Origin of the sequence: Halegenticoccus soli, assembly GCF_002844195.1 — an archaeon.
Classification (GTDB): Archaea; Halobacteriota; Halobacteria; order Halobacteriales; family Haloferacaceae; genus Halegenticoccus; species Halegenticoccus soli.
In genome coordinates this window covers 251,006-272,342 of record NZ_PEND01000001.1, presented here as the reverse complement: position 1 = coordinate 272,342, position 21,337 = coordinate 251,006, and the positions used below count along the sequence as shown (strand labels likewise).

At 69.8% G+C, this 21,337-nt stretch carries 25 protein-coding genes; 14 read left to right on the top strand and 11 right to left on the bottom strand.

Features of this window, described 5'->3' with window-relative positions; genetic code table 11:
- The first annotated feature begins 191 nt into the window (after positions 1-191).
- The 3 genes from CNO20_RS01365 to CNO20_RS01355 all read left to right on the top strand — a co-directional run bounded on the left by CNO20_RS01365 (position 192) and on the right by CNO20_RS01355 (position 3,768).
- The gene (locus CNO20_RS01365; protein ID WP_101294240.1) at positions 192-1,541 is read left to right on the top strand and encodes a sulfatase family protein; all 1,350 of its coding nucleotides are present in this window, start codon (positions 192-194) and stop codon (positions 1,539-1,541) included.
- A 206-nt stretch (positions 1,542-1,747) separates the two neighbouring features.
- Complete coding sequence (locus CNO20_RS01360; RefSeq protein WP_101294239.1) at positions 1,748-2,353, top strand: TetR/AcrR family transcriptional regulator; 606 nt, start codon at positions 1,748-1,750, stop codon at positions 2,351-2,353.
- Complete coding sequence (locus CNO20_RS01355) at positions 2,350-3,768, top strand: MATE family efflux transporter (RefSeq protein WP_101294238.1); 1,419 nt, start codon at positions 2,350-2,352, stop codon at positions 3,766-3,768. Before CNO20_RS01360 ends, CNO20_RS01355 begins: the two co-directional genes overlap by 4 nt.
- A 30-nt stretch (positions 3,769-3,798) precedes the next feature.
- Here CNO20_RS01355 and CNO20_RS01350 read toward each other — a convergent pair whose 3' ends face one another.
- Complete coding sequence (locus CNO20_RS01350) at positions 3,799-4,239, bottom strand: hypothetical protein (RefSeq protein WP_101294237.1); 441 nt, start codon at positions 4,237-4,239, stop codon at positions 3,799-3,801.
- A 90-nt stretch (positions 4,240-4,329) separates the two neighbouring features.
- Complete coding sequence (locus tag CNO20_RS01345) at positions 4,330-5,124, bottom strand: HpcH/HpaI aldolase family protein (protein WP_101294236.1); 795 nt, start codon at positions 5,122-5,124, stop codon at positions 4,330-4,332.
- Positions 5,125-5,267: 143 nt separating this feature from the next.
- On the opposite strand from CNO20_RS01345, the gene CNO20_RS22495 reads away from it, so the two are divergent.
- A complete protein-coding gene (locus CNO20_RS22495; protein ID WP_143423124.1) occupies positions 5,268-5,417 on the top strand; it encodes a rubrerythrin-like domain-containing protein in 150 nt (49 codons plus the stop codon).
- Positions 5,418-5,444: 27 nt separating this feature from the next.
- Here CNO20_RS22495 and CNO20_RS01340 read toward each other — a convergent pair whose 3' ends face one another.
- Entirely contained in the window at positions 5,445-6,662 is a 1,218-nt protein-coding gene (locus tag CNO20_RS01340) for an MFS transporter (RefSeq protein WP_101294235.1), read from the bottom strand.
- A gap of 263 nt (positions 6,663-6,925) precedes the next feature.
- Here CNO20_RS01340 and CNO20_RS23160 point away from each other — a divergent pair, with 263 nt between their 5' ends.
- From CNO20_RS23160 to CNO20_RS01330, 3 genes are all read left to right on the top strand, one after another.
- Positions 6,926-7,093 carry an HVO_A0556 family zinc finger protein gene (locus CNO20_RS23160; RefSeq protein ID WP_199174737.1) on the top strand — a complete coding sequence of 56 codons (168 nt, stop codon included), beginning with the start codon at positions 6,926-6,928 and terminating at the stop codon, positions 7,091-7,093.
- 158 nt (positions 7,094-7,251) lie between these two features.
- Positions 7,252-7,569, top strand: a complete 318-nt coding sequence (locus CNO20_RS01335) for a DMT family transporter (protein WP_101294234.1) — start codon at positions 7,252-7,254, stop codon at positions 7,567-7,569.
- 156 nt (positions 7,570-7,725) lie between these two features.
- Positions 7,726-8,037 (top strand): hypothetical protein, encoded by a 312-nt coding sequence (locus tag CNO20_RS01330; RefSeq protein WP_101294233.1) that lies wholly within the window; start codon positions 7,726-7,728, stop codon positions 8,035-8,037.
- A 10-nt stretch (positions 8,038-8,047) separates the two neighbouring features.
- On the opposite strand, the gene CNO20_RS01325 is transcribed toward CNO20_RS01330, so the two are convergent.
- From CNO20_RS01325 to CNO20_RS01310, 4 genes are all read right to left on the bottom strand, one after another.
- A complete protein-coding gene (locus tag CNO20_RS01325; protein WP_101294232.1) occupies positions 8,048-8,872 on the bottom strand; it encodes a phosphosulfolactate synthase in 825 nt (274 codons plus the stop codon).
- Between the two features lie 95 nt (positions 8,873-8,967).
- Positions 8,968-9,480, bottom strand: a complete 513-nt coding sequence (locus tag CNO20_RS01320; RefSeq protein WP_101294231.1) for an HPP family protein — start codon at positions 9,478-9,480, stop codon at positions 8,968-8,970.
- 132 nt (positions 9,481-9,612) lie between these two features.
- Positions 9,613-10,968 (bottom strand): MmgE/PrpD family protein, encoded by a 1,356-nt coding sequence (locus tag CNO20_RS01315; protein ID WP_101294230.1) that lies wholly within the window; start codon positions 10,966-10,968, stop codon positions 9,613-9,615.
- Positions 10,969-11,113: 145 nt separating this feature from the next.
- Positions 11,114-12,076: a transcription initiation factor IIB gene (locus CNO20_RS01310; RefSeq protein ID WP_101294229.1), complete on the bottom strand. Its 963-nt coding sequence runs from the start codon at positions 12,074-12,076 to the stop codon at positions 11,114-11,116.
- 373 nt (positions 12,077-12,449) lie between these two features.
- Here CNO20_RS01310 and CNO20_RS01305 point away from each other — a divergent pair, with 373 nt between their 5' ends.
- Positions 12,450-12,647: a DUF7501 family protein gene (locus CNO20_RS01305; protein WP_101294228.1), complete on the top strand. Its 198-nt coding sequence runs from the start codon at positions 12,450-12,452 to the stop codon at positions 12,645-12,647.
- Between the two features lie 70 nt (positions 12,648-12,717).
- Entirely contained in the window at positions 12,718-13,278 is a 561-nt protein-coding gene (locus CNO20_RS01300) for a metal-dependent hydrolase (RefSeq protein ID WP_101294227.1), read from the top strand.
- 40 nt (positions 13,279-13,318) lie between these two features.
- On the opposite strand, the gene CNO20_RS01295 is transcribed toward CNO20_RS01300, so the two are convergent.
- From CNO20_RS01295 to CNO20_RS01285, 3 genes are all read right to left on the bottom strand, one after another.
- Complete coding sequence (locus CNO20_RS01295) at positions 13,319-14,101, bottom strand: ABC transporter permease (RefSeq protein ID WP_101294226.1); 783 nt, start codon at positions 14,099-14,101, stop codon at positions 13,319-13,321.
- A complete protein-coding gene (locus CNO20_RS01290) occupies positions 14,098-15,084 on the bottom strand; it encodes an ABC transporter ATP-binding protein (RefSeq protein ID WP_101294225.1) in 987 nt (328 codons plus the stop codon). The genes CNO20_RS01295 and CNO20_RS01290 overlap by 4 nt, the downstream gene beginning before the upstream one ends.
- 184 nt (positions 15,085-15,268) lie before the next feature.
- Entirely contained in the window at positions 15,269-17,086 is a 1,818-nt protein-coding gene (locus CNO20_RS01285) for an L-aspartate oxidase (RefSeq protein WP_101294224.1), read from the bottom strand.
- 203 nt (positions 17,087-17,289) lie between these two features.
- Here CNO20_RS01285 and CNO20_RS22855 point away from each other — a divergent pair, with 203 nt between their 5' ends.
- From CNO20_RS22855 to CNO20_RS01270, 5 genes are all read left to right on the top strand, one after another.
- Positions 17,290-17,451, top strand: a complete 162-nt coding sequence (locus tag CNO20_RS22855) for a hypothetical protein (RefSeq protein WP_158237348.1) — start codon at positions 17,290-17,292, stop codon at positions 17,449-17,451.
- A 334-nt stretch (positions 17,452-17,785) separates the two neighbouring features.
- Entirely contained in the window at positions 17,786-18,121 is a 336-nt protein-coding gene (locus CNO20_RS01280) for a hypothetical protein (RefSeq protein WP_101294223.1), read from the top strand.
- Between the two features lie 57 nt (positions 18,122-18,178).
- The gene (locus CNO20_RS22490; RefSeq protein WP_143423123.1) at positions 18,179-18,385 is read left to right on the top strand and encodes a hypothetical protein; all 207 of its coding nucleotides are present in this window, start codon (positions 18,179-18,181) and stop codon (positions 18,383-18,385) included.
- A gap of 193 nt (positions 18,386-18,578) precedes the next feature.
- A complete protein-coding gene (locus CNO20_RS01275; protein WP_143423122.1) occupies positions 18,579-19,628 on the top strand; it encodes a hypothetical protein in 1,050 nt (349 codons plus the stop codon).
- Between the two features lie 47 nt (positions 19,629-19,675).
- On the top strand, positions 19,676-20,191 hold the full coding sequence (locus CNO20_RS01270) for a DUF4112 domain-containing protein (protein WP_101294221.1): 516 nt from the start codon (positions 19,676-19,678) through the stop codon (positions 20,189-20,191).
- 71 nt (positions 20,192-20,262) lie between these two features.
- Here the strand turns inward: CNO20_RS01270 and CNO20_RS01265 are convergent, their stop codons facing one another.
- Positions 20,263-21,285 carry a DMT family transporter gene (locus CNO20_RS01265; protein ID WP_101294220.1) on the bottom strand — a complete coding sequence of 341 codons (1,023 nt, stop codon included), beginning with the start codon at positions 21,283-21,285 and terminating at the stop codon, positions 20,263-20,265.
- Between the last annotated feature and the right edge of the window lie 52 nt (positions 21,286-21,337).

The following is a 21,337-nucleotide window of genomic DNA, read 5'->3' as shown; positions in this document are numbered from 1 at the left end:
ACGAGTCTTTACCTTCGACTTACTGTGCATATTGCGCGATACTCCTAATATTACAACAAATACGTAACTCCTCTTGATCGGAGCGGTCTAATAAATAACGTTCAGGTGGGGGCGAGACGAGCCGTCGATTCGGTCGACCCGCCGTCGCATCGAACGGTTCTTATGCGTCCTTCGGGTTTGTCTCCGGTACGATGTCGGACGGCGGCGAGTTCCCCCCGAACGTGCTCATCGTGTTGACCGACCAGCAGCGCTGGGACACCGTCGGCGCGTACGGCTGCCCGATGGATCTGACGCCCAACGTCGACGCGATGGCCCGGCGGGGGGTCACGCTGGAGCGCGCCTTCTCGGCGCAGCCGCTGTGCGGACCCGCCCGGAGCGTCCTCCAGACGGGGCGGTACGCGACGCAGACCGGCGTCTGGCGGAGCGCGATGCCCCTCGCCGAGGGCGAGCGGACGCTGGCACACGAGTTCGCGGACGAGGGGTACGAGGTGGGCTACGTCGGCGACTGGCACCTCGCGGGAACCGTCGACGATCCCGTCCCGGCCGAGCGACGGGGGGGATACGCCGACTACTGGCTCGCCGCCGACGTCCCCGAGTTCACCTCCCGACCGTACGAGGGCGTACTCTACGACGGCGACGGGGAGCCGGTGGAGTTCGACGGGTACCGGACGGACGCGTTCACCGACTTCGCGGTGTCGGCGCTGGAGGCGCTTTCGGAGCCGTACCTTCTCACCGTCGCGTACCTCGAACCGCACGACCAGAACGACGAGTGGACCTTCGTCGCCCCGGACGGCTACGCGGACCGGTACCGGCGAAACCCGCACGTACCGCCGGACCTCCGCAACCGCCCCGGCGAGTGGTACGAGGAGCTCCCGGACTACTACGGGATGTGCAAGCGGATCGACGAGTGCGTCGGCAGGCTCCGTTCGACCCTTGAGCGCCTGGGGCAGACCGAACGGACGATCGTGCTTTTCACCTCGGACCACGGCTGTCACTTCCGGACGCGCCCCGGCGAGTACAAGCGGAGCTGCCACGAGGCGTCGATCCGCGTCCCCGCGATCCTGTGCGGTCCCGGCTTCGACCGCGGACGGACGGTGTCGGAGATCGTGAGCCACGTCGACATCCCGCCGACGCTCCTCGACGCGGCGGGGTGCGACGTGCCGGACCGGATGGAGGGGGACAGCGTCGTCCCGCTGCTCTCGTCCGCGGACGCCGAGTGGTCCGACGACGCGTTCGTCCAGATCAGCGAGTCGGAGATCGGGCGGGCGATCCGGACGGACCGCTGGAAATACGCCGTCTCCGCGCCGACGATGAACGGGTGGCGCGGGGGCGTCGGAGAGGAGAAGAGCGACCTGTACGTCGATCGGTACCTCTACGACCTCCGCAGGGATCCCGCCGAACGGATCAACCTCGTCGGCCGACCCGAGTACCGGGACGTGGCCGACGACCTCCGCGAGCGCCTCCGGGAGTACGTCCGCCGGGTCGAGGGGGACGACCCGGAGATCCGCCCGTTCGAGAATCCGGGATACCGCGAGTACTAGCCTCGGACGGCCGCGGGCGCGGGCGTCCCCGACGGCTCGGACCTCGACGGGCTCGGCGTCGACGCCCGCGACGCGGGGAGCGGGCGGTACGTCGGCGAGTCGGCTCTTCGCGCGGGTCCCGCTCTTCGAGGATTCTTCGCGCGGATTCCGTTATCCGAGGATATTTGACTGACCGGCCAGTTAGTTACGACGAGAACGGGTCCCCCATGAGCGAAGACACGACCGAAGAGATCATGGGCGCGACGTACTGCGCCCTCTGCAAGCACGGGTACGCCGCGCTGACGATGCAGAACATCGCGGACGAGTCGGGGCTGAGCAAGGCCGCCCTCCACTACCACTACGACAGCAAACGCGACCTCCTCCTGGCGTTCCTCGACTACCTGCTCGACCGGTTCCGCGAGCGGATCGACGCCGCCGACGCCGACGACCCGGCCGAGCGCCTCGCCGCCTTCGTCGACGTGGTGTTCACGCCGCGGCGCGAGGACACCCACCGGGAGTTCAAAACGGCGGTCCTGGAGATCAAAGCGCAGGCGCCGTACGACGACGGGTTCCGCGAGCGGCTCGCCGAGTTCGACCGGCTGATGCACGACCGCGTCCGCTCGATCGTCGCCGACGGGATCGAGCGGGGCGTCTTCAGGGGCGACGCGGACCCGGACGACGTCGCCTCGTTCGTGATCACGGTGATGAACGGCGCGAACGCGCGGTACGTCGCGGTCGGCGCGCCCGTCGGGGACGCCCGTCGGACCCTGATGGCGTACCTCGAAACGCAGCTCTTCGCCGACGGCCGCGACCCGGAGGTCGCCGCCGAATGAGGCTGTTCAAGGGCAGGGACGAGTTCGACCTCACCTCGGGCGGCATCGCGTGGCCGCTGTTTTACCTCTCGCTGCCGATCGTCGTCACGAACCTGCTGCAGACGGCGTACAACCTCGCCGACACGTTCTGGCTCGGCCAGCACAGCACCGAGGCGCTGGCGGCGATCAGCTTCGCCTTCCCGATGGTGTTTCTGCTCATCGCGCTGGCGATCGGGATCTCCATCGCCGGCAGCGTCCTCGTCGCGCAGAACGTGGGCGCGGGCGACGAAGCGCGCGCCGAGTACGTCGCCTCCCAGACGATGAGCTTCGCCATCCTCGCCGCCCTGGCGCTCGGCGGCGTCGGCTACTTCCTCGTCGAGGACTTCGTCGCGCTGCTCGGCGCTTCGCCCGCGGTCCTGCCGCTCGCGGCCGGCTACATGGAGGTGTTCTCGCTCGGGCTGGTGTCGGTGTTCGGATTCGCCGTGTTCATCTCGCTGATGCGCGGCTACGGCGACACCGTAACCCCGATGCTGGTCATGTTCGGCTCGGTCGTCGTCAACATCGCGCTCGACCCGTTCCTCATCTTCGGCTGGTGGCGCTTTCCGGCGCTGGGCGTCGAGGGCGCGGCCGTCGCCACCGTGTTCTCGCGCACCCTGGCGCTGGCCGTCGGGCTGTGGATCATGCTCCGCGGGACCCGGGGCGTCCAGATCCACCCGAAGCAGATGATCCCTGACCCGGCGTTCGCCCGCAGGATATTCGAGGTCGGCGCGCCCGCCTCCGTCGAGGTGACGGGTCGCGCCCTGTCTGTCAACCTGCTCCTCGTCATCGTCGGGCTGTTCCCGACGACGGTCGTCGCGGCCTACGGGATCGGCGCGCGCGTCTTCTCGGTCATCTTCCTGCCCGCGATTGCCGTCTCCCAGGGCGTCGAGACGATGACCGGCCAGAACATCGGAGCCGGCGAGCCGGACCGGGCGGCCGCCGCGAACCACTTCGCCGCGAAGGCGATGTTCGCGATCCTCTCCGCGGTCGGCGTCGTCGCGTTCGTCGCCGCCGAACCCGTCATCTCGGTGTTCACGTCCGACCCCGACGTGATCGGCGTGGGCGTCGATTTCCTCCGCTACACGGCGCTGACGTTCGGCGGCATCGGCATCATGCGGGCGTACACCGGCGGCTTCCGCGGCGCCGGCAGGACCCTGATCGCGGCGGCGGTCTCCGTGCTCATGCTCGGGGTCATCCGGCTCCCGGTCGCGTGGGTCGGCGCGGAGGTCGTCGGCGCGACGGGGATCTGGATCGCGTTCGCCGTCTCGAACGTCGCCGGGGCCGTCATCGCCTACCGGTGGTTCGAGCGCGGCACCTGGCGCGGAGCCGACGTGACCGGCGCGGGCCCCGCCGCGCCGGGCGAGCTCGGGGCGGAAAAGAGCGCCGCGGACGATTAGGGTCCGACGGATCGGCGGTCGACGGCCGCGTTACTCGCTCTCCGGGTCGTCGCGCTCCGCCCAGATCGCGGGGTCCCCACCGAGAGCGTCGTCGTCCTCGGTTCCGTCGTTCCCTTCGGACGTTTCGACCGCTTCGGGCGCGTCGCTCACCTCGGTCCCCTCCGCCCGCCCGAAAGAGAGGGAACAGACGGCGAGTCCGACGACGACGGCGAGGGCGAAGGCGAGGCTCACCGAGCCCCACGCGACGCTCGTCGGCAGACCGAGCGCGACGTCGAGGGGCCTGATCGGTGCCGGCCGCACGTCGACCGGGAGGGACGCGAACGCCGCGTTGACGCCGCGGCGGGCGCCGAGCGCGATGCACGCGTAGACGAAGAAGTACGTGAAGACCCCCGCGCGCTTCAGGCGCCGCAGGTTGATCGATAGGACTCTCGAGCGCAGTCGACCGAGCAGCGTCGTGTGTTCCGTTGCCATCGGGACCCGTCCTCTCGGTGTGACGTCTCCCTCTCGTCGGCTACAGGGGGAAAGGTTTGCGGTCGCGCCGGTGGCGATCCGCGTGCCCGCTCAGGGACGGTCGCCCTCGAACGCCTCCAGTCGGGACGAGACCATCTCGGAGACCGCTGCGATCGAACTCCCGACGTTGAGGATCTGATAGCCCCTCTCCGCCTTCTCGTTCACGTCGTCCATGCCGAATCCGAGACCGCCGACCGTCACGCCCGCCTCCAGGCTCCGTTCGCGGATCGTCTCGACCGCCTCCTGCACGTCGGGGTGGTCGACCTCGCCGGGGTGGCCGTACGCGACCGACAGGTCGTACGGGCCGATGAAGACGAACCCGAGTTCGGGGACCGCGAGGATCTCGTCGAGCGCGTCGAGCGCCGACGGGTTCTCGACCGTGACGCCGACGAAGATCTCCCGGTCTTCGACCGTCGCGTAGTCGTCGGCCAGCCCCCACCGGCTCGCCCGCGGTGCCGCCAGCCCGCGCTGACCGGGGTCGCCGTCGTACCGGAACCGGGTCGCCCGGACGGCCTCGCGGAGCTCGTCGGCGGTCTCCACCCGCGAGAAGAACACGTTGCGGACGCCGGCGTCCAGCGCCTTGCGTGCGAGCGCCGGCTCGGCCTTCGGGAGCCGGACGAGCAGCTCCGTGCCCGTCGCGTCGGCGGCGCGGAGGAGCGCTTCGATCGCCTCCGCGTCCCACGGGCTCGGCCCGGCGTGCTCGAAGTCGTGCCAGACGAAGTCGAGGCCGAGCTCCCCGCAGAGTTCGACGGTGGTCGGGCTGTAGAAGCCGTCGAGGACGCCGAGTGCGACGTCCCCCGACTCGACGGTCTCGCGCAGGGCGTTGGTTCTGAGGTCGTCCTCCATAGGAGGGGGTGCGACCGACGGACGGATAACGGTGCGGGCCCGCCCCTTCGACCGAATGTCCGGCGGAGGTGAGGGTCGCCGCCGCGCGACGGACAGGGCTACCGTCGGAAACCGCTTTGGTCCCGTGCCACGTATTCGCACGCATGACCGGAAGCCGACGACCGGAGGTGAAACGGATGCACACGTACGAGTGCGACGACTGCGGGTACCGAGTCCGCGCGGAGCGGTCCCCGGGCACGTGTCCGGACTGCGGGAGCCAACTGCGGAACATCGGCGTCGCGCGCGAGCAGTGAGCCGACTGACGGATCCGACGCGGGCACTCAGTCGGCCCCGCCCGCGTCGGTCGCCGGGCTGACGCTCCCGGTGTGGGCGTACGCGCCGGCGACCAGCACGATCCCCGCAAAGAGGGGAATGAGGGCACAGGCGGCGTACACCGGGGCGAAGCCGACCGCCTCGACCAGCGGCAGCGACACGAGGGGACCGAGCCCCCCGCCGACGTCCCCCAGGACGTTGTTCGTGCCGGTCGCCCGCCCCATCCGCTCGGTCGGCGTCAGGTCCGCCAGGAACGCCATGAGGGGGCCGCCGACGCCGCCCTGCCCCGCGCCGATGAGCAGGCAGCCGACCAGCAGGAGCGGGAGGGAGTCCGCGACGACGAGGAGCAGAAAGCCGACGGACGCCAGCCCGAGGAAGGAAAGGAGGATCGGGACCCGCGCGCCGAGGAGGTCGCTCAGCTTGCCCCCGAGCAGCATAAACGCGGAGCCGGCGAGGACGGTCGCCGCCATGAGAAAGCCGGAGGTGCCCTGCGCGGAGTAGCCCAGGAACGCGAAGCCGCGGACCTGGAGGAACAGCACGAGCGTCGAAAAGAGCACCCCGGCGTAGGAGAAAAAGAGGCCGAAGTTGACGAGCCCGGCCGTGAGCGCCGGGACGCTCCGGTCGACGTCCCACGGCGTGGAGGTCGCTCGGTCGGTGACGTGCGTCTCGGGAACCACGAGGTACGCGACCACGCCGGCGACGAGCGCGAACGCGGCGGCGAGCGCGAACGCCGCCGACACGCCGTAGACGTCGCTCACCACCCCGCCGAGGACGAGCCCCGCGGGGAACCCGAAGGTGATGCCCGCGCGGACGAGCCCCATGCTGGTCCCCCGCGACTCGCGGGCGCTCACGTCGGCGGTGATCGTGTAGGCCGTCGCGAACACGAGCGCGCTGCCGAGCCCCCACGCGACGCGGGCGGCGAGGAACCACGCCTCCGGCGCGGACGAGCCGAGCGCGGCGACGTACCCGAGGGTCGCGATCCCCTCGACGACGAGACCCGCGACGAACGGTTTCCGCGTTCCGATGCGGTCGACGAGCGCGCCGGCCGGCGCGTTCGCCACGAGCCGGGCGAACCGGTTCGCGCTCAGGATGAGTCCGACCAGAAACGGCGAGATCCCGAGCACCGTCCCCAGGTTCGGCAGGATCGGGAAGATCACCCCGCCGCCGAATCCGACGAAGAACGTGCTGGCGATGACCGCGAGAACGATCGTCCGGGCCCGGGTCACCGTCGGATCGCGACCCCCGTCGTCGACTGTCGATCCGCGCGGTGGACGTCTTTCCTCATTCGCAACAGCGCCGGTAGGAACCGGGAGCGCAAATATCCCGCTATCGCGGAAGTTCGTGCGGTGCCGGTGCCGTCGGCGGCGCGTCCGGATCGACGCGCCGTTCGTCCCCGAACCGTGCCGCGGTTTACCGAACCCCTCTGGCAGAATAATTCTACCCTTTCTTATAGAAATTTTTATCCCGCGGTGGAAACAACCCACTCCCGATGAGCGTTATCGAGCAGGCGGAGGACGGACGCGAGGCGCTGCTGGAGGCCGTAGACGGGCGCGAGTGCGAGTACTGCGACGGCGGGACCGTCGAGATCGGGACGTACAAGGACAACCGCGCCGCCGTCTGCGAGGAGTGCGGGTCGCCCGTCGTCCAGCTGTACTAGCTGTATCGAACCACCCACCGGGAGGAGTTCGACCGCGAACGCCCCCGACGATGCGCCTTCTTCGTTCCGGGCTACCCGCTCCGAGAGCCGCGCGCGAATCCGGTTTCGCGGCGGACGGAAACCGCAACCGCCATCCGAACCGATCCCGAGGAGCGGCCATGTCCTGGGGCACCCTCTTCGTCGCTGGACTGTTCGAAATCGCGTGGGCCATCGGTTTGAAGTACGCGGACGGGTTCGAGAACGTCCCCGCGACCGTCGCGACCGTCGTCGCGCTCGTCCTCAGCATGGTGCTGCTCGCGCGCGCCGTGGAGACGCTCCCGGTCGGCACCGCGTACGCGGTCTGGACGGGCATCGGCGCGGTGGGGACCGCGTCGCTCGGCATCGTGCTGTTCGACGAGCCGGGCGATCCCGTCCGCCTCCTGTGCATCGCCGTCATCGTCGCCGGAATCGTCGGTCTCCAGACGACCGCGGCGTAGCGACCCCGGTCGGACCGGCGCGCTCGCGCGCGACGCGGCGAGGACTCGTCTCGCGCGACCGTCGCGGGGTCGACGAGCGCGTCGGCCGCGCCGACGTGTCCCCGCGGCCGCCGACGGCCAAAGAATATGTCCGTGAGCCGTGTTCGTTCGGACGAGATGGGGACGCCAGACACGGAAAGCTGGGGAGACGAACCGACCGGGGGGCCGCCGCCCGCTGCCGACTCGTGGCTCGACGCGTTCGAGGAGATCATCGTCACGATGGAGCGGCGGCCGGAGGTCGTCGAGTGCACGTTCGAGGACGTGCGGGTCGACGTGCCGATGGGGATGGGGGAAGAGGCGGCGAGCGCGAACTGGCGGCTCGACGGGACCGTGCGCGTTCGCGTCGAGGAGTGGACGCGACCGCTCGTCCAGTGGCTCCGCTGGTGGCGACAGCAGACGCGAACCGAGCGGGCGCGAGACGAACGGTAGGCGGGGAGGGCTACTCGCGGCTGTAGCTCGTGATCCGGCCCCAGGAGCTCTTCTTCCCCCACAGCCCCGACCGCATGCACTCCAGTTCGACGATCTGGGAGTTGTCGACGAACAGGTTCACCTTCGGGCCGAAGTTCTTGATGTACCACTCGAACACCTCCGGGTCGGCCGCCTCGAAGACGCAGTTTTCGACGCCGACCTCGTTGGCGATCTCGAAGGCGACGTCCGTCCGCCACTCGCGGACGCGCTCCGTGATCCCCTCCGACTCGACCATGATCTTGTAGGCCCCGGCGTCGAGGTGCCGCCTCGCCTCCTCGATGGCGCTCCCGGGATCGATCGCGGCCTCGCTTTCGAGCTCCTCGACGCTCGACGCCCCGCCCGCGCCGAACTGGACGTTGATCTCCGGCTTCGCCTTCAGACCCGCCTCCGTCACCTGCTCCGTCAGCGCGACGAGATCCTCGGTGTCGATCGCGAGAAATCCGCTCGAAATCTCGACGATGTCGAAGCCGAGCTCCTTCGACTCCTGTATGTAGTCGTCGACCTTGTCGTGGTCCGCGATCAGGACGTGCTCTATGAACCCGCCGGTCGACACCTGCACGTCGTGATCGTGGCAGATGCCGATGAGTTCCTCGACCACCTCGCGGTCCATCAGGGCGAACGACCCGCCCGAGAACTTGTAGATGTCGACGTACCGACCCATCGTCTCCAGGATGTCGCGCAGCTCGCGCGGTCCCATCGGGTCGTAGTACGGCCCGCGTATCTCCGTGATTCCCTTCTCCCGGGGCTTCTCGCCGCGTTCGTTGACGCGCAGAAAGTCGAATGCTCGCTCGGTCATGGTTCGGTCGGACGTTCGCCCGCGACGCACTTAGTGATTCGTCAGTGACACGCGAGAGTAGCCTGCGGGGGACTTTCAGGGAGACCGGACGGAGCTCACGACCACGGGTACGTCTCGGGGACGAGCGTCGGCGCGACGTAGCGCGTCACGGCGACGTGGATCGCAAAGAGGATCGCCACCGAGACCAGGATGATGATCCCGTCGATCGGCGACGGGAGGAGGCCGAGCGAGACGATGAGCGTCGTCGCGCAGGCCGGCGGGTGGACGGCGTCCGTCCACGCCATCCCCGCGGTCGTGAGCGCGACCGAGGTCACGGCGCTCCCGACGAGGCGAAGCTGGTCGGGCGAGAGGGACGGAGCCGCCCCCGTGATGGCGAGTCCCGGAGCGAAGACGTTGTACGCCAGGAGGCCGGCGACCACGCCGATGGCGTGTCCGCCGAGGAAGTACCGCGCCGAGATGATCTCGCCGCGTCGGACCGACGCGAGGAGGTAGGCCGACGGACCCAGGCTCGGGAAGATGAACGCCCGTCCGGTGAGCCACGCGACCGCGCCGAGAACGCTGATGAGAAAGCCCGCGTAGACGCTCGTCACGGTGACCTGCTTCACCATGGCCGCGCGTTCGAGAGACGGACTAAAGTACTTGTATCTCCGCGTCGGCCGACGGCCCTCGGCCGGTGATCGCCGCTGCGACCACCCCGCTGCGACGACCGCCGCCGAGACGACCGCCGCCGCGACGGTCGGTCAGTCGAGCAGCGCCACGAGGTCGACGGTGTCGCGCCCTTCGAGCGATCGGATGACCTCGATCAGGTCGTCCTGCCGGGACTCTCCGTAGATCGGCGCGGCCAGCGTCCGGAACTTGTCCTCGATGTCGGGCCAGTCCATCGGGTCGTTCGGGTGGCCCTTGAACTGGTCTTTTTCGACGTGGTGGACGGTGCCGTCCGACAGTTCGATGTCGACGACAGCGGGCATCTCGCCCGCCTCGAACCGCTCCGTGAGCTCGGGGTCCTCCTCGACCTCGACGGTCTGCAGCAGGTCCTGCACGTCTTCGAGGCTGATGCGCTCGGGATCGTAGGCGTCGTCCGTGAGCTCCTTGTCGATGAGCGCGACCGCCAGCATGTACGGCAGCGAGTGGTCGGCCTGCGCCTTCGTTTCGACGACGTAGCGGCTCCCCTCGCCGCCGCCGATGATGAGTTTCGCGCCCGCGAACGTCCGCAGGCGGATCTCCTCGACCTCGCGCGGGTCGATCCCCTCGCGCTCCGCGACCTCGATGATGCCCTCGACGGCCGACTGGGCGTACGTCTCGGCGACGTACCGCTTCGTCATCACGTCGAACAGGCGCGTACAGCCGGGATCGAGATCCACCTCGAAGTCCCCCGAGATCACCTGCTTCCAGCCCTTCCGCCCCTCGAAGAGGTTCACCGGGCCTTCCACGCCGTTCTCGGCGAGCAGGGCGGCGTAGACGGCGTTGCGGGCGGCGTTGGCCGAGGCGATTCCCTTCCACATGTTGATCCCTTCGGTCCGCGTCACGCGGAGGGCGTTGTGCGCCGTCCCGGCGATGCCGATGGCGTTCCGCGTCTGCTCGTAGTCGAGTCCCAGCAGCTTCGACGCCGCGCACGCCGCCGAGATGACCGTGTGGGTGACGTGGTCCCACCCCTTGTCGCGGACTGGCGCGTTCCACGCGAGCTCGCCCTGGACCTCGTAGGCCACGGCGATGCCGGTCAGCAGGTCCTTCCCGGAGGCTTCGGTGTACTCGGCGCAGGCGACCGCCGCGCCGATGTTGTCGCTCGGGTGCGGCGTCTCGCCGGGGGCGAGAAACGAGTCCATGAAGTCGAGGTACCGGGTCAGCGACGTGTTGTACATCGCCGCCTGCGGCGGCGAGGCGAACCGGTCCGTCGCCCAGAGCCGACAGTCGCCGCCGCCCGGACTCGCCTCCCGCGCCGTCGCGAGGACGGCCTCGGTCGCCTCCGCCTCGACGGCGCCGAGCGCGATGCCGACGGAGTCGAGGACGCGCTTTTTCGTCTCCTCGACCACCCCCTCCGAGAGGTCGTCGAACCCGGTTTCGGTGACGAACGCCGCCAGTTCGGCCGTCGTTGTCATACCCGAACGATCCGCGCCGACGGCCAAAACAGTGCGGTCGCGTCGGTTCTGCGGACTGTCAGCGTCGGTTCTGTGGACTGTCAGCATCGATTCGGTCGACTGTCCGTCGTCCGGACACGTCCGGAAGACGACCGCCCCCGCGCCGTCAGTACAGCCCCATCGCTTCGATCTGCTCTTGATACCTGTTGCGGATGGTGACCTCGGTGACTTGCGCGACGTCGGCGACCTCTCGCTGGGTCTTTTTTTCGTTGCAGAGGAGCGACGCCGCGTAGATCGCCGCGGCCGCGAACCCCGTCGGCGACTTCCCCGACAGCAGCCCCTGTTCTGCCGACACGTCGATGATCTCCGTCGCCTTCGCCTGCGCTTCCTTGCTCATGCCGAGTTCCGAGGCGAAGCGGGGGACGAACTGCTTGGGGTCGACGGGCTTGAGTTCGAGGCCGAGCTCCTGGGAGATGTACCGGTACGTCCGGCCGATCTCCTTCTGCGGCACCCGCGACACTTCGGCGACCTCGTCGAGGCTGCGCGGGATGCCCTCCTGGCGGCAGGCGGCATAGAGGGCGCTCGTGGCGACGCCCTCGATCGAGCGCCCGCGGATCAGGTCCTCGTTGAGCGCGCGGCGGTAGATCACGGACGCGACCTCCCGAACCGACTGGGGCACGCCGAGCGCGGAGGCCATGCGGTCGATCTCCGAGAGCGCGAACTGGAGGTTGCGCTCGCCCGCGTCCTTCGTGCGGATGCGCTCCTGCCACTTGCGGAGCCGCTGCATCTGGCTACGCTTCTGCGAGGAGATGGACCGCCCGTAGGCGTCCTTGTTCTTCCAGTCGATCGTCGTCGTGAGCCCCTTGTCGTGCATCCGCTGGGTAACGGGCGCGCCGACGCGCGATTTGCTGTCTCGTTCCTGCTGGTTGAACGCCCGCCACTCGGGGCCGCGATCGATGCTTTCCTCCTCGATGACGAGGCCGCAGTCGTCGCAGAGGAGTTCACCCAGGTCCTCGCTTCTGACAAGGGTGTCGGAGCCGCATTCCGGGCACGTCCGCTCGCGCTCGCCTTCGGACTCCGTCGCATCCGTTTCGCGGGCGCGCTCTCGGTCACGAAACGAATTTGTCATCAATTGCATACCAGGTGGTTCGGCACTTAACTCTGTGTCGGATGCCGTCGCCAAGCGACGACCGGATGATATATCTGTGAGCGCCTCGGCCGCGGCGCTTCGAACGGAGGAACCGCACCGACAGCCGCCGTACCGGGCCGTTCAACCGACCCGCGCGCCGCTCGATCGCGGCACCGCATCCCGCCGATCGCCGGAACCGCTGGACGGGCGGGGAACGCACGCGGCGGACGGCGGAGTCAGCCGCAACGGCACCACTCGTGTATTCATACGTACCGATTCACACCGATTCGTCAGAGGTATCCAAGGATATTTTCGACATAATAGCCCGATAAGCCAAAAATTGATTACCTCTCTCGCCATACGTCCACTCGACATGAGCGCCCAGACGACAACGACAGCGACAGAAACGCGCTGGAGCGATCCCGAGCGGTGCCCGTTCTGCGGCGCGGCGCTGGAAGACGGCGGCGCCGGATTCATCGCGCACATCGACGACCGGCCGGCGTGCGCGGGGCGGTTCGAGCGGTGGCGGACGCAGGTCGCGTCGGACATCGAGGGCGAGTGGAGCGGGTGAGAGAGGGCAGCGCCGACGCCGCACCCCGAGTGCGAAGCGCCTTTACCGGGCGTGGACGTACCGCCGGCCGATGCTCCCCTGGGGTCACGTCGCGTTCGGGTACCTCCTCTACACGCTCTGGACGCGGCGACGGACCGGGATCGGTCCCGACGGGCTCTGCGCGCTCGCGCTCGCCGTCGGCAGCCAGTTCCCCGATCTGATCGACAAGCCGCTGTCGTGGACGTTCGGCGTGCTCCCCACGGGGCGCTCGTTCGCGCACTCGGCCTTCTTCGCGGTCGCCGTCGGCGTCGCCGCGGTGTGGCTCGGGCGTCGGTACGGGCGGGAGTCCGCCGGAGCGGCGTTCGCCTTCGGGCACGTCTCGCACCTCGTCGGCGACTCGCTGTACCCGCTGCTCCGAGGTGATTTCGCCGATATGGCCTTCTGGCTGTGGCCGGCCGTCCCCGCGGACCGGATCGAGTACGACCGCAGCTTCCTGGAGTTCTTCCTGTCGCTGGATCCGACGCCGACGCTCCTGTTCGAGTGCGCGCTCGCCGCGGTCGCGCTCGGCGTCTGGGTGCACGACGGAGCGCCGGGTCTCGGGGTGCTCCGCGACGGGGCGACCCGGGTCGGACCCGAGATCGACCGGGAGTGACGCTTGTGTCCGAAAAAGACAGTCGCGGAGAGGGGTCGCCTCACTCGGTGAGCCCGTATCCGCGCCGGAACAGGGCGACGTCCAGCGCCGCGACCGCCGCGGCGAGGACCGTCAGGACGACGAGCGAGGCGTTCGGGTCGACCTCGGCGGTGCCGATGAAGCCGTAGCGGACGCCGTTGACCATGTAGATCATCGGGTTGAACAGCGAGACGGTGTAGAACAGCTCCGAGTTCAGGTCGTCCAGCGAGTAGAAGACCCCGCCGAAGAACACCAGCGGGCGGAGGATGAACTGGTTCATCATGGTGAGATCGTCGAAGTCCTCGGCCCAGAGGCCCCCAAGAACGCCGAGCCCGGCGAACAGCACGGTGATGACCAGCATGAACGCGACGAGGTAGAACGGCCGCTCGACCCCGACGGTGGTGAAGATCGCGCCGATGACCGAGATGAGGACGCCGACGGCGATTCCGCGGATCGCGCTGGAGGCGACGTACGCCCAGACCATCTGCGCGTACGACAGCGGCGACGTGAGCGTCTCGTGGATGTACTCGTTCCAGCGGCCGTGGAAGATGGAGAAGGAGGCGTTCTCGAAGGCGTTCGAGATCGCGCCGAGGACGACCAGCCCGGGGAGGATGAAAAGGATGTACGGCACGCCGGCGATCTCCCCGACGCGGGTTCCGAGGACGACGCCGAACACCGAGAAGTACAGGACGTTCGTGATGAGGGGCGGGACGAACGTGTTCTTCGGCCGGCGGACGTACCGCAGGATCTCCCGCTTGGCGAGGGTGTAAAAGCCGACCGGCAGGAGCTTCGAGGCGACGCTCATCGACGTCCGCCCTCACCGTTCGCCGCGAGCGCGGGGGCCGGCTCGTCGACCGCCGCCCCGTCCTCGGTGCGCGTCAGCTCGACGAACACCTCCTCCAGCGAGGTCCGCGATATCTCCAGGTCGACGATCCCGTGTCCCGCGCGGTCGAGCGCCCGGACGAGGTCGGGCGCGACGAGTCCGCCGCGCCGCGCGGTGACGACGAGGCGGTTCCCGTCGAGTTCGACCGCGTCGACCCGATCGTCCTCGAAGGGGAGGTCTGGCGTCCCCGCCGGAGCGTCCTGAAGCTGGACGACGATCCGGTCCGCGCCGCGGTCGATCAGCTCCTCGGGGCTCGCCACCGTGACGACGTTCCCGGAGTCGAGGATGGCGACCTCGTCGCAGAGCCGCTCGGCCTCCTCGATGTAGTGGGTGGTGAGGAGGATCGTCGTCCCCGCCTCGTTGAGGTCGATGATGAGGTCCCACAGGTCCCGCCGGAGCTGCACGTCGACGCCGGCGGTCGGCTCGTCCAGGATCAGGAGGTCGGGGTCGGTGATGAGCGCGCGGGCGAGCATGAACCGACGCTTCATCCCGCCGGAGAGCCAGTCGAACCGGGTGTCGCGCTTGTCGTAGATGCCGACCTGCTTCAGCACCTCGTCGGCGCGCTCGCGCGCCTCGTCGGCCGGAATGCCGTGGTAGCCGGCCTTGTGCTCCAGCACCTCCTTGATCGGGAAGAAGCGGTCGACGTTGAACTCCTGCGGCGCGAGGCCGATCCGGTCGCGCGCCTCCTGGTAGTCGTCCTCCACGTCGTAGCCGAACACCCGGGCCTCGCCGCCGCTCTTCCGGACGAGGCCGACGAGGATGTTGATGAACGTCGTCTTGCCCGCCCCGTTCGGGCCGAGAAGTCCGAAGAAGGAGCCCTCGGGGACGGTCAACGAAACCCCGTCGAGCGCCTGCACGTCGGCGTAGCGCTTCCGCAGGTCCCGTATTTCGAGCGCAGCGGTCATTCGACCCTAGGTCGGGGACGAACGCGATTAAGGTCAGCGACGGCGGATGATAATGGTTACCACTGGCACGCTCGCGGTCTTCCGCTTTTCCGCCGTCCCACCTCCCGCCTCGCGCGTCGGTGTGCCCCCGCCGACGCAGACGCAGACGCCGACGAACCGGGGATCGGGAGGGCGGGGCCGGACGTCACTCCAGGTGGTGATAGTCCAGTTCGTATCCCTCGTCCAGCGCCTCCCGAACCTCCTCGCTCGGAGTGCCGACGGGCCGGGTCCGCAGGTCCATCCCGTCGTCGCCGCGGGCGAGGACGACGTTGACGCGCCAGTCGTCGTCCTCGTCGGGGAAGTCCGTCCGGAAGTGCGCCCCGCGCGACTCGGTGCGGAACGCCGCCGACCGGAGGATCGCCTCCGCGACCGCAAACATGAACGCGAGGTCGACGGCGAACTCGAAGTCCCGGCCAGTACGGCCGCCCTCGACGCGGAGATCCGACAGCCGCCCGCGGAGGTCGTCGAGCGCGCCGAGGCCGGCTTCGAGCCCCTCGGCGTCCCGGAGGAGTCCCGCGCGCTCCCAGAGCAGGTCTCCGAGGGCCGCGACGAGCTCCGCCGGCGCGGTGTCGCCGTCCGCCCCCTCCAGGGCGACGAGCGCCTCGAACTCCCGCTCGGCCGCCGCCCGCATCCCGTCGGGGAGCGCCGATTCGGCCCCGTCGAGCGTCGGATCGGCCTCGTCGATCGTCTCGGCGAGGTGGTCGCCGACGAGCTGGCCCAGCGCGACGGTCTCCGCGAGGGAGTTGCCGCCGAGGCGGTTCGCGCCGTGGAGCCCGCTGCTCGTCTCGCCGACCGCGTAGAGGCCGTCGACGCTCGTCCGACCGGTGCGCGGGTCGACGTCGACGCCGCCCATCGAGTAGTGCGCCGTCGGGGCGATCTCCATCGGCTCCTCGGCGATGTCGACGCCGAGGTCGGCGAACCGCTCGTACATCCGCGGCAGGCGCTCCTCGATGAACGCGCGGTCGCGGTGGGAGATGTCGAGGTGCACGCCGCCCCGCTCGGTGCCGCGCCCCTCGCGGATCTCGCGGGCGATCGAGCGGGCGACGACGTCGCGGGCGTCGAGCTCCATCCGCGTCGGCGAGTACCGCTCCATGAAGCGCTCGCCCCGCGCGTTGTACAGTCGACCGCCCTCGCCGCGGACGGCCTCGGTGACGAGCTGGCCGTCCCAGTCGTCGTCCCACTCCTCGCGGGCGACCATGCCCGTCGGGTGGAACTGCACGAACTCCGCGTCGAGCAGGTTCGCGCCCGCGTCGCAGGCGAGTGCCGGTCCGTCGCCGGTGTTCTCGTCGGCCTCGGACGTGTGGCGGTTGTACAGCGCGGCGTAACCGCCGGCCGCGAGCACGACGCGGGGCGACTCGAACAGGACGAACCCGCCGTCGTCCATGTCGTAGCCCGCCGCGCCGTGGACGCGCCGGCCGTCCGAGAGCAGCCGCGTGATCATCACGTCGTCGCGGTACGGGACGCCGAGTTCGCGGGCGTGCGCGACGAGCGCCGAGAGGATCGCCTCGCCCGTCCGGTCGCCGACGAAGCAGGTCCGGCGGAACGACTGCGCGCCGAAGTACCGCTGGTTGATCTTCCCGTCGTCGGTCCGGTCGAACCCGGCGCCCCACTCGTCGAGTTCGAGGATCCGCGCCGGGGCGTTTCGCGCGACCAGTTCGACCGCGTCGGGGTCGTTGACGAAGTGGCCCTCCCGGAACGTGTCCGCGGCGTGGATCGTCCAGTCGTCCTCGGGATCGAGGCTGCCGAGCGCCGCGTTGATCCCCCCCGCCGCCCAGGTCGTGTGCGCGTCCCCGTGGGCGCGCTTGCCGATGACGAGGGGTTTGACGCCGTTCTCGGCCAGTTCGATCGCCGTGCGAACGCCGGCCGCGCCGGCTCCGACGACAAGCACCGGCGTCGAGACCTCCTGGTAGTCGGGCGTGGCTGCGCCGTCCGTCCCGGACGGCTCGATCGGTGTGATGGGCATGACAAGACGTGCTCCGTTCGGCACTCGGAGGCGACGGCTCCTAAGCCCGTCGCGGGTAGGCGGGCCTGAACGTCCCGAGACGGAGTCTGTCCCCTCCGTGCCACGTTATGCCCACCCACACCTCGGCAAATTTTAAGTACCGTCCGAAAGATGAATCGTGTACGTCGTTCGCGTGACATCCCGGTCACGCACGAGGTGAGCACATGACCGTTCCGAACCACACGCTCCGGCCGATCGCCCGTTCCGCCGAGAACGGCGGGTACGGCCGGTATCCCCGCGTCGGCACCTGCGCCAAGCGGGACGGCGGTCGGTTCGGAACGGCGGTGATGCTCCCGCGCACCCCGTCCGACCTCGTCGTCGCGTAAGCGGAAGACGCCGCGGCGACGGTCGACCGTTCTCTCGGACTCCGACCGGAGAGCGTCGACTGCGAAGTCGGAACCGGGTGCGGTTCCCTTCTGTCGCCGCGTCGTCGCCGACGACCGTCGGGCGTCCGCGCGTCCGCCGCGTCCCGAATCGCCGTGCACGTCGTTCGCGCGAGCGCGAACCGCGTCGGGACCGGCCGACCCGCCGACGCCCCCGAGGCACGGGCCCGCGAGAGGCGTCTCCGCCGCTCGCCGCACCGCGACGCCGACCGCTCCTGGGAATCGATCCCCGGAGGCGCGCCCCGCGCGTCAGCGTTCGAATCGCGACAGGAGCCTCATGTCAGTCCAGAAACGGCCCGAAGTGGTCGCCAGAGCCGATCTCACGGTGCTCGTATCGAGACACACCCCCGGAGACCTCCGCGAGGGCGTCACGGAGCGCATCCGGCGGATCGAGGGCGTGACGGCCGTCGACGACCTCGACGTTCGCGGCCTCCGACCGGGCCTGAACGACCTCGCGGTCGAGGCGACCGTCACCGTCACACTCCGCCCCGTCGGCGACCCCCCGCCGGGGCGCGTCGACGACGACGCCGTCTCGGCGCAGCTCGCCGACGGCTTCGGCGTAAAGCGCGCCGACGCCGCGATCGAGTCGGTCCGCGGCGCCGACCGCGGCTGACGGGGTCGCCCCGCGCTCGCACCGCCCGCCAGTCACAACTCCGTCCGAGGAAACAGCATGAGAAGACGCACGCGATCCGACCGACGCCGAACCGCTTACCCGCCGACCCACCGACGTCCCGCGCCGTCGCTCGCCGCGATGGTCGCGCTGACGGCCATCCCCTTTGCGGCCGTCGCGCTGCTGTCGTACCCCGCGTTCGCCGCCGGCCTGCTGGTCGGCGCGGCCGTGGCGACCGCGGCGGGCGTCGCGCGGCGGCGCGACTGATCCCCGGTCCGGACCCCTGGTCCGCGTAATCACCCGTTTCGGGCCCCGAAACGGGCGCTTGATCCGATTGCGCCCCGTGATCTCCGACGGTCAACCGACCGGACACACGCCTTTTGACGAATGTACCGCGTTCTGATCGATAGGTTTCGATGAATAAGATTTATCCCATTAATCAGCCCAAACTATTCCGTAAGTGACCCACCCTATGAACGATTCGTCCTTTTACCGACGGCGGTTCCTCGCAGGGGGCGTCGCGCTGCTCGGCGCGACGCTCACGGGCGTACAGGCGCGCGGAGACGAGGCGACGCGCCTGGTCGTCAGGAGCGACGCGGCCGAGCGCGTCAACCGGTACGAGTTCCTCGTCGACGGAACCGTCGGGCGGGCGGTGTCGTCCGGCGGGAGCGCGGAACAGCAGGTCTCGACCGTGTCGAAAAACGGGACCAGCGTGACCCGCGTCGCGGGCGCGATCGGAAACGGGACCGCCGAGTTCGCCGTCGAGGGCGAGGTGCGACTCTTCGGCGCCGACCGGGGGATCACGGTGCTCGCGGACGGATCGCGCGTCTCGCCGGCCGAGCTGAGCGGCGATGCGCGGTACCTCGTCGTCGACGCCCGCGACGCGGGGTCCGCGGTCACCTACCGGGCGGAGACGACGGGCCGCGTCGTCAGAACCGGGACGGTCGGCGGCGCACCGGTCCCCGCCGCGCGCATCGATCCCGGGGCGCGGGTGGACGGCGGAACCGTCCGCGGTTCGGTCGACGGCGTCGTCGCGTTCCTCTTCACGGGCGACCTCGCGGCGCTTCGCGTCGACGGCGACGCGACGGTTTACCTCGACGGGGAGCGGATCGATCCGGAGTCCGTCGGCGAAGGCACGGGGACGGACGACCGCGGATCGGGGAACGACGGCGGAGGCGCGGCCGGGCCGCCGGGGATCAGGTTCGTCGACTGCACGACCGTCGAGGTGCGGGGGTCCTACGAGGAGGTGCTCCTGGAGGTGCTCACCGCCCAGGCGGACTGCGCGCTCGGGACGGTGTACAACGAGGAGGAGTACGTCTACGGCCTCCGGGACGATCAGGTGGTCGAAGGAACGACCCGGATCCGCCTCCCGCCGAACTACTTCGCGGAGCGGCAGATCGTCGAGGCGGCCGTGGCGATCGACGGGGACGACCAGCTGTCCGCGAGAAACCCCCACGCGGACGCCTGCCGCGCGGGCATCGAACCCGACGACCCCGGCCAGTGCGACTGAGGCGGTCGCCCGGGAGACTCAAGCCCCCGCGGCTCGACCGGGCTGACGTGAGCGAGCAACCGGCCCAGACGCGGCCGAGACGCGACGCCGAGCGCGAGGGGGCGGGCGACGCGACGCGCGAACGGCTCCGCGCCCTCAGCTACCTGCTCGACAACGCCATCCGGGTTCCGGGGACGGATCGCCGCGTCGGCCTCGACCCGGTGGTGGGGCTGGTGCCGGTCGTCGGCGAGTTCCCCACGACGGCGCTGTCGGCGTACATCGTCGCCGAGGCGGTCCACAGCGGGGTGCCGCGCGCCACTTTCCTGCGGATGCTGTTCAACCTCTCCGTCGACGCGATCGTCGGGGCGATCCCCGTCGTCGGCGACGCCTTCGACGCGGCCTGGAAGGCGAACGCGAGGAACGTCGCCCTCCTCGAAGCCCGCGTCGACGACCCGAACGCCGCCCGGACCGACCGCCGATACCTCGCGGTCACGACGGGCGCGATCCTCCTTTTCCTTCTCGGGATCGGCGCCGCCGCGACGGGGTCGCTCCTCTGGCTGCTCCGGACCGCCGGGGTTCTCTGACGGAGGCGGAGAACCGTCCGCGCGGTCGTCGCCACCGACGGCGCGCCGGCTCGTCATCGCCGACGACGCGCTCAGTCGTCCGCGTACGCCCGCTCGCCGGCCGACGACCCGGAGAACGCTCCGCCTTCGAGCACGTAGACGTTCTCGGCGGACGCGCCGCGGCCGGCCCGCGCCTGCAGGCGGACGATCCGCGGGAACAGCGCGTCCCACTTGAGCAGGCCGAAGCCGGCGAAGATGACGAGGAAGCCGACGGCGGTCGTCGCGGTGATCCGCTCGCCGAGCGCCGCCCACCCCGCGAGCGCGGCGACGACCGGGACCGCGTAGTTGACGAGGCTGATCTCGATCGCGCCGACGCGGTCGAGCAGGTCGAAGTAGATGAGAAAGCCGACCGCCCCGGCGACGACGGCGAGGTAGGCGAGCGCCGCCGCGGCCTCCGGCGTCCAGCCGACGCGGCCGACGGACGGTTCGCCGAGGAGCGGACTGAGCCCGTGCAACATCGCCGCGCCGACGAGCATCATCCACGCCTGCGTCGCGGCGAGTGGGAGCGCGGCGCGCATGCGCTTCACCAGCACCGCGCCGAAGGCGAAGCTTGCCGCCGACAGGAACAGCAGGCCGACGCCGTGAAGCTGGTCGCCGATCGCGCCCGGATCGGGGTCGGCGACGATCGCGACGCCGACCAGCCCGAGCAGCGCGCCGACCGTCCCGGCCCGCCCGATGCGCTCGTCGGACAGGAGCAGCCAGGCGAACACCGGCGTCAGCATCGGAGCCGTGCTGAGGACGATCGCGGCGGTTCCGCTCGTGACGTACTGCTGGCCGGTGAAAAGTAGCGCGAAGTGGACGCCGATAATGAGGGTTCCGCCGACGGCGACGAGCCGCCACTCGCTTCCGGTTTCCGGGCGCCAGCGCTCGCTGGCGACGGCGGCGTACCCGAGCAACAGCAGCCCGGCGATGTCGTACCGCAGCGCCGCGAACAGCACCGGGGGGAGCACGTCGAGGCCGGACTTGATGGCGATAAAGGACGTGCCCCAGACGAGCGCGAGCGCCAGGAACAGCGCTCCGTTTCGGTTTTCCGAGAGGATTCGAAGAGGTGTCATATCGGTGAGATCCCGTGGTGGTAACGGTGGTACCCGTCCGACGCACATGAAA

Excerpts from the sequence above, each read along its gene's own strand:
- CNO20_RS01365 (WP_101294240.1), top strand. The coding sequence starts at position 192 with ATGTCGGACGGCGGCGAGTTCCCCCCGAACGTGCTCATCGTGTTGACC.
- CNO20_RS01360 (WP_101294239.1), top strand. The coding sequence starts at position 1,748 with ATGAGCGAAGACACGACCGAAGAGATCATGGGCGCGACGTACTGCGCC.
- CNO20_RS01355 (WP_101294238.1), top strand. The coding sequence starts at position 2,350 with ATGAGGCTGTTCAAGGGCAGGGACGAGTTCGACCTCACCTCGGGCGGC.
- CNO20_RS01350 (WP_101294237.1), bottom strand. The coding sequence starts at position 4,239 with ATGGCAACGGAACACACGACGCTGCTCGGTCGACTGCGCTCGAGAGTC.
- CNO20_RS01345 (WP_101294236.1), bottom strand. The coding sequence starts at position 5,124 with ATGGAGGACGACCTCAGAACCAACGCCCTGCGCGAGACCGTCGAGTCG.
- CNO20_RS22495 (WP_143423124.1), top strand. The coding sequence starts at position 5,268 with ATGACCGGAAGCCGACGACCGGAGGTGAAACGGATGCACACGTACGAG.
- CNO20_RS23160 (WP_199174737.1), top strand. The coding sequence starts at position 6,926 with ATGAGCGTTATCGAGCAGGCGGAGGACGGACGCGAGGCGCTGCTGGAG.
- CNO20_RS01335 (WP_101294234.1), top strand. The coding sequence starts at position 7,252 with ATGTCCTGGGGCACCCTCTTCGTCGCTGGACTGTTCGAAATCGCGTGG.
- CNO20_RS01330 (WP_101294233.1), top strand. The coding sequence starts at position 7,726 with ATGGGGACGCCAGACACGGAAAGCTGGGGAGACGAACCGACCGGGGGG.
- CNO20_RS01325 (WP_101294232.1), bottom strand. The coding sequence starts at position 8,872 with ATGACCGAGCGAGCATTCGACTTTCTGCGCGTCAACGAACGCGGCGAG.
- CNO20_RS01320 (WP_101294231.1), bottom strand. The coding sequence starts at position 9,480 with ATGGTGAAGCAGGTCACCGTGACGAGCGTCTACGCGGGCTTTCTCATC.
- CNO20_RS01315 (WP_101294230.1), bottom strand. The coding sequence starts at position 10,968 with ATGACAACGACGGCCGAACTGGCGGCGTTCGTCACCGAAACCGGGTTC.
- CNO20_RS01310 (WP_101294229.1), bottom strand. The coding sequence starts at position 12,076 with ATGACAAATTCGTTTCGTGACCGAGAGCGCGCCCGCGAAACGGATGCG.
- CNO20_RS01305 (WP_101294228.1), top strand. The coding sequence starts at position 12,450 with ATGAGCGCCCAGACGACAACGACAGCGACAGAAACGCGCTGGAGCGAT.
- CNO20_RS01300 (WP_101294227.1), top strand. The coding sequence starts at position 12,718 with ATGCTCCCCTGGGGTCACGTCGCGTTCGGGTACCTCCTCTACACGCTC.
- CNO20_RS01295 (WP_101294226.1), bottom strand. The coding sequence starts at position 14,101 with ATGAGCGTCGCCTCGAAGCTCCTGCCGGTCGGCTTTTACACCCTCGCC.
- CNO20_RS01290 (WP_101294225.1), bottom strand. The coding sequence starts at position 15,084 with ATGACCGCTGCGCTCGAAATACGGGACCTGCGGAAGCGCTACGCCGAC.
- CNO20_RS01285 (WP_101294224.1), bottom strand. The coding sequence starts at position 17,086 with ATGCCCATCACACCGATCGAGCCGTCCGGGACGGACGGCGCAGCCACG.
- CNO20_RS22855 (WP_158237348.1), top strand. The coding sequence starts at position 17,290 with ATGACCGTTCCGAACCACACGCTCCGGCCGATCGCCCGTTCCGCCGAG.
- CNO20_RS01280 (WP_101294223.1), top strand. The coding sequence starts at position 17,786 with ATGTCAGTCCAGAAACGGCCCGAAGTGGTCGCCAGAGCCGATCTCACG.
- CNO20_RS22490 (WP_143423123.1), top strand. The coding sequence starts at position 18,179 with ATGAGAAGACGCACGCGATCCGACCGACGCCGAACCGCTTACCCGCCG.
- CNO20_RS01265 (WP_101294220.1), bottom strand. The coding sequence starts at position 21,285 with ATGACACCTCTTCGAATCCTCTCGGAAAACCGAAACGGAGCGCTGTTC.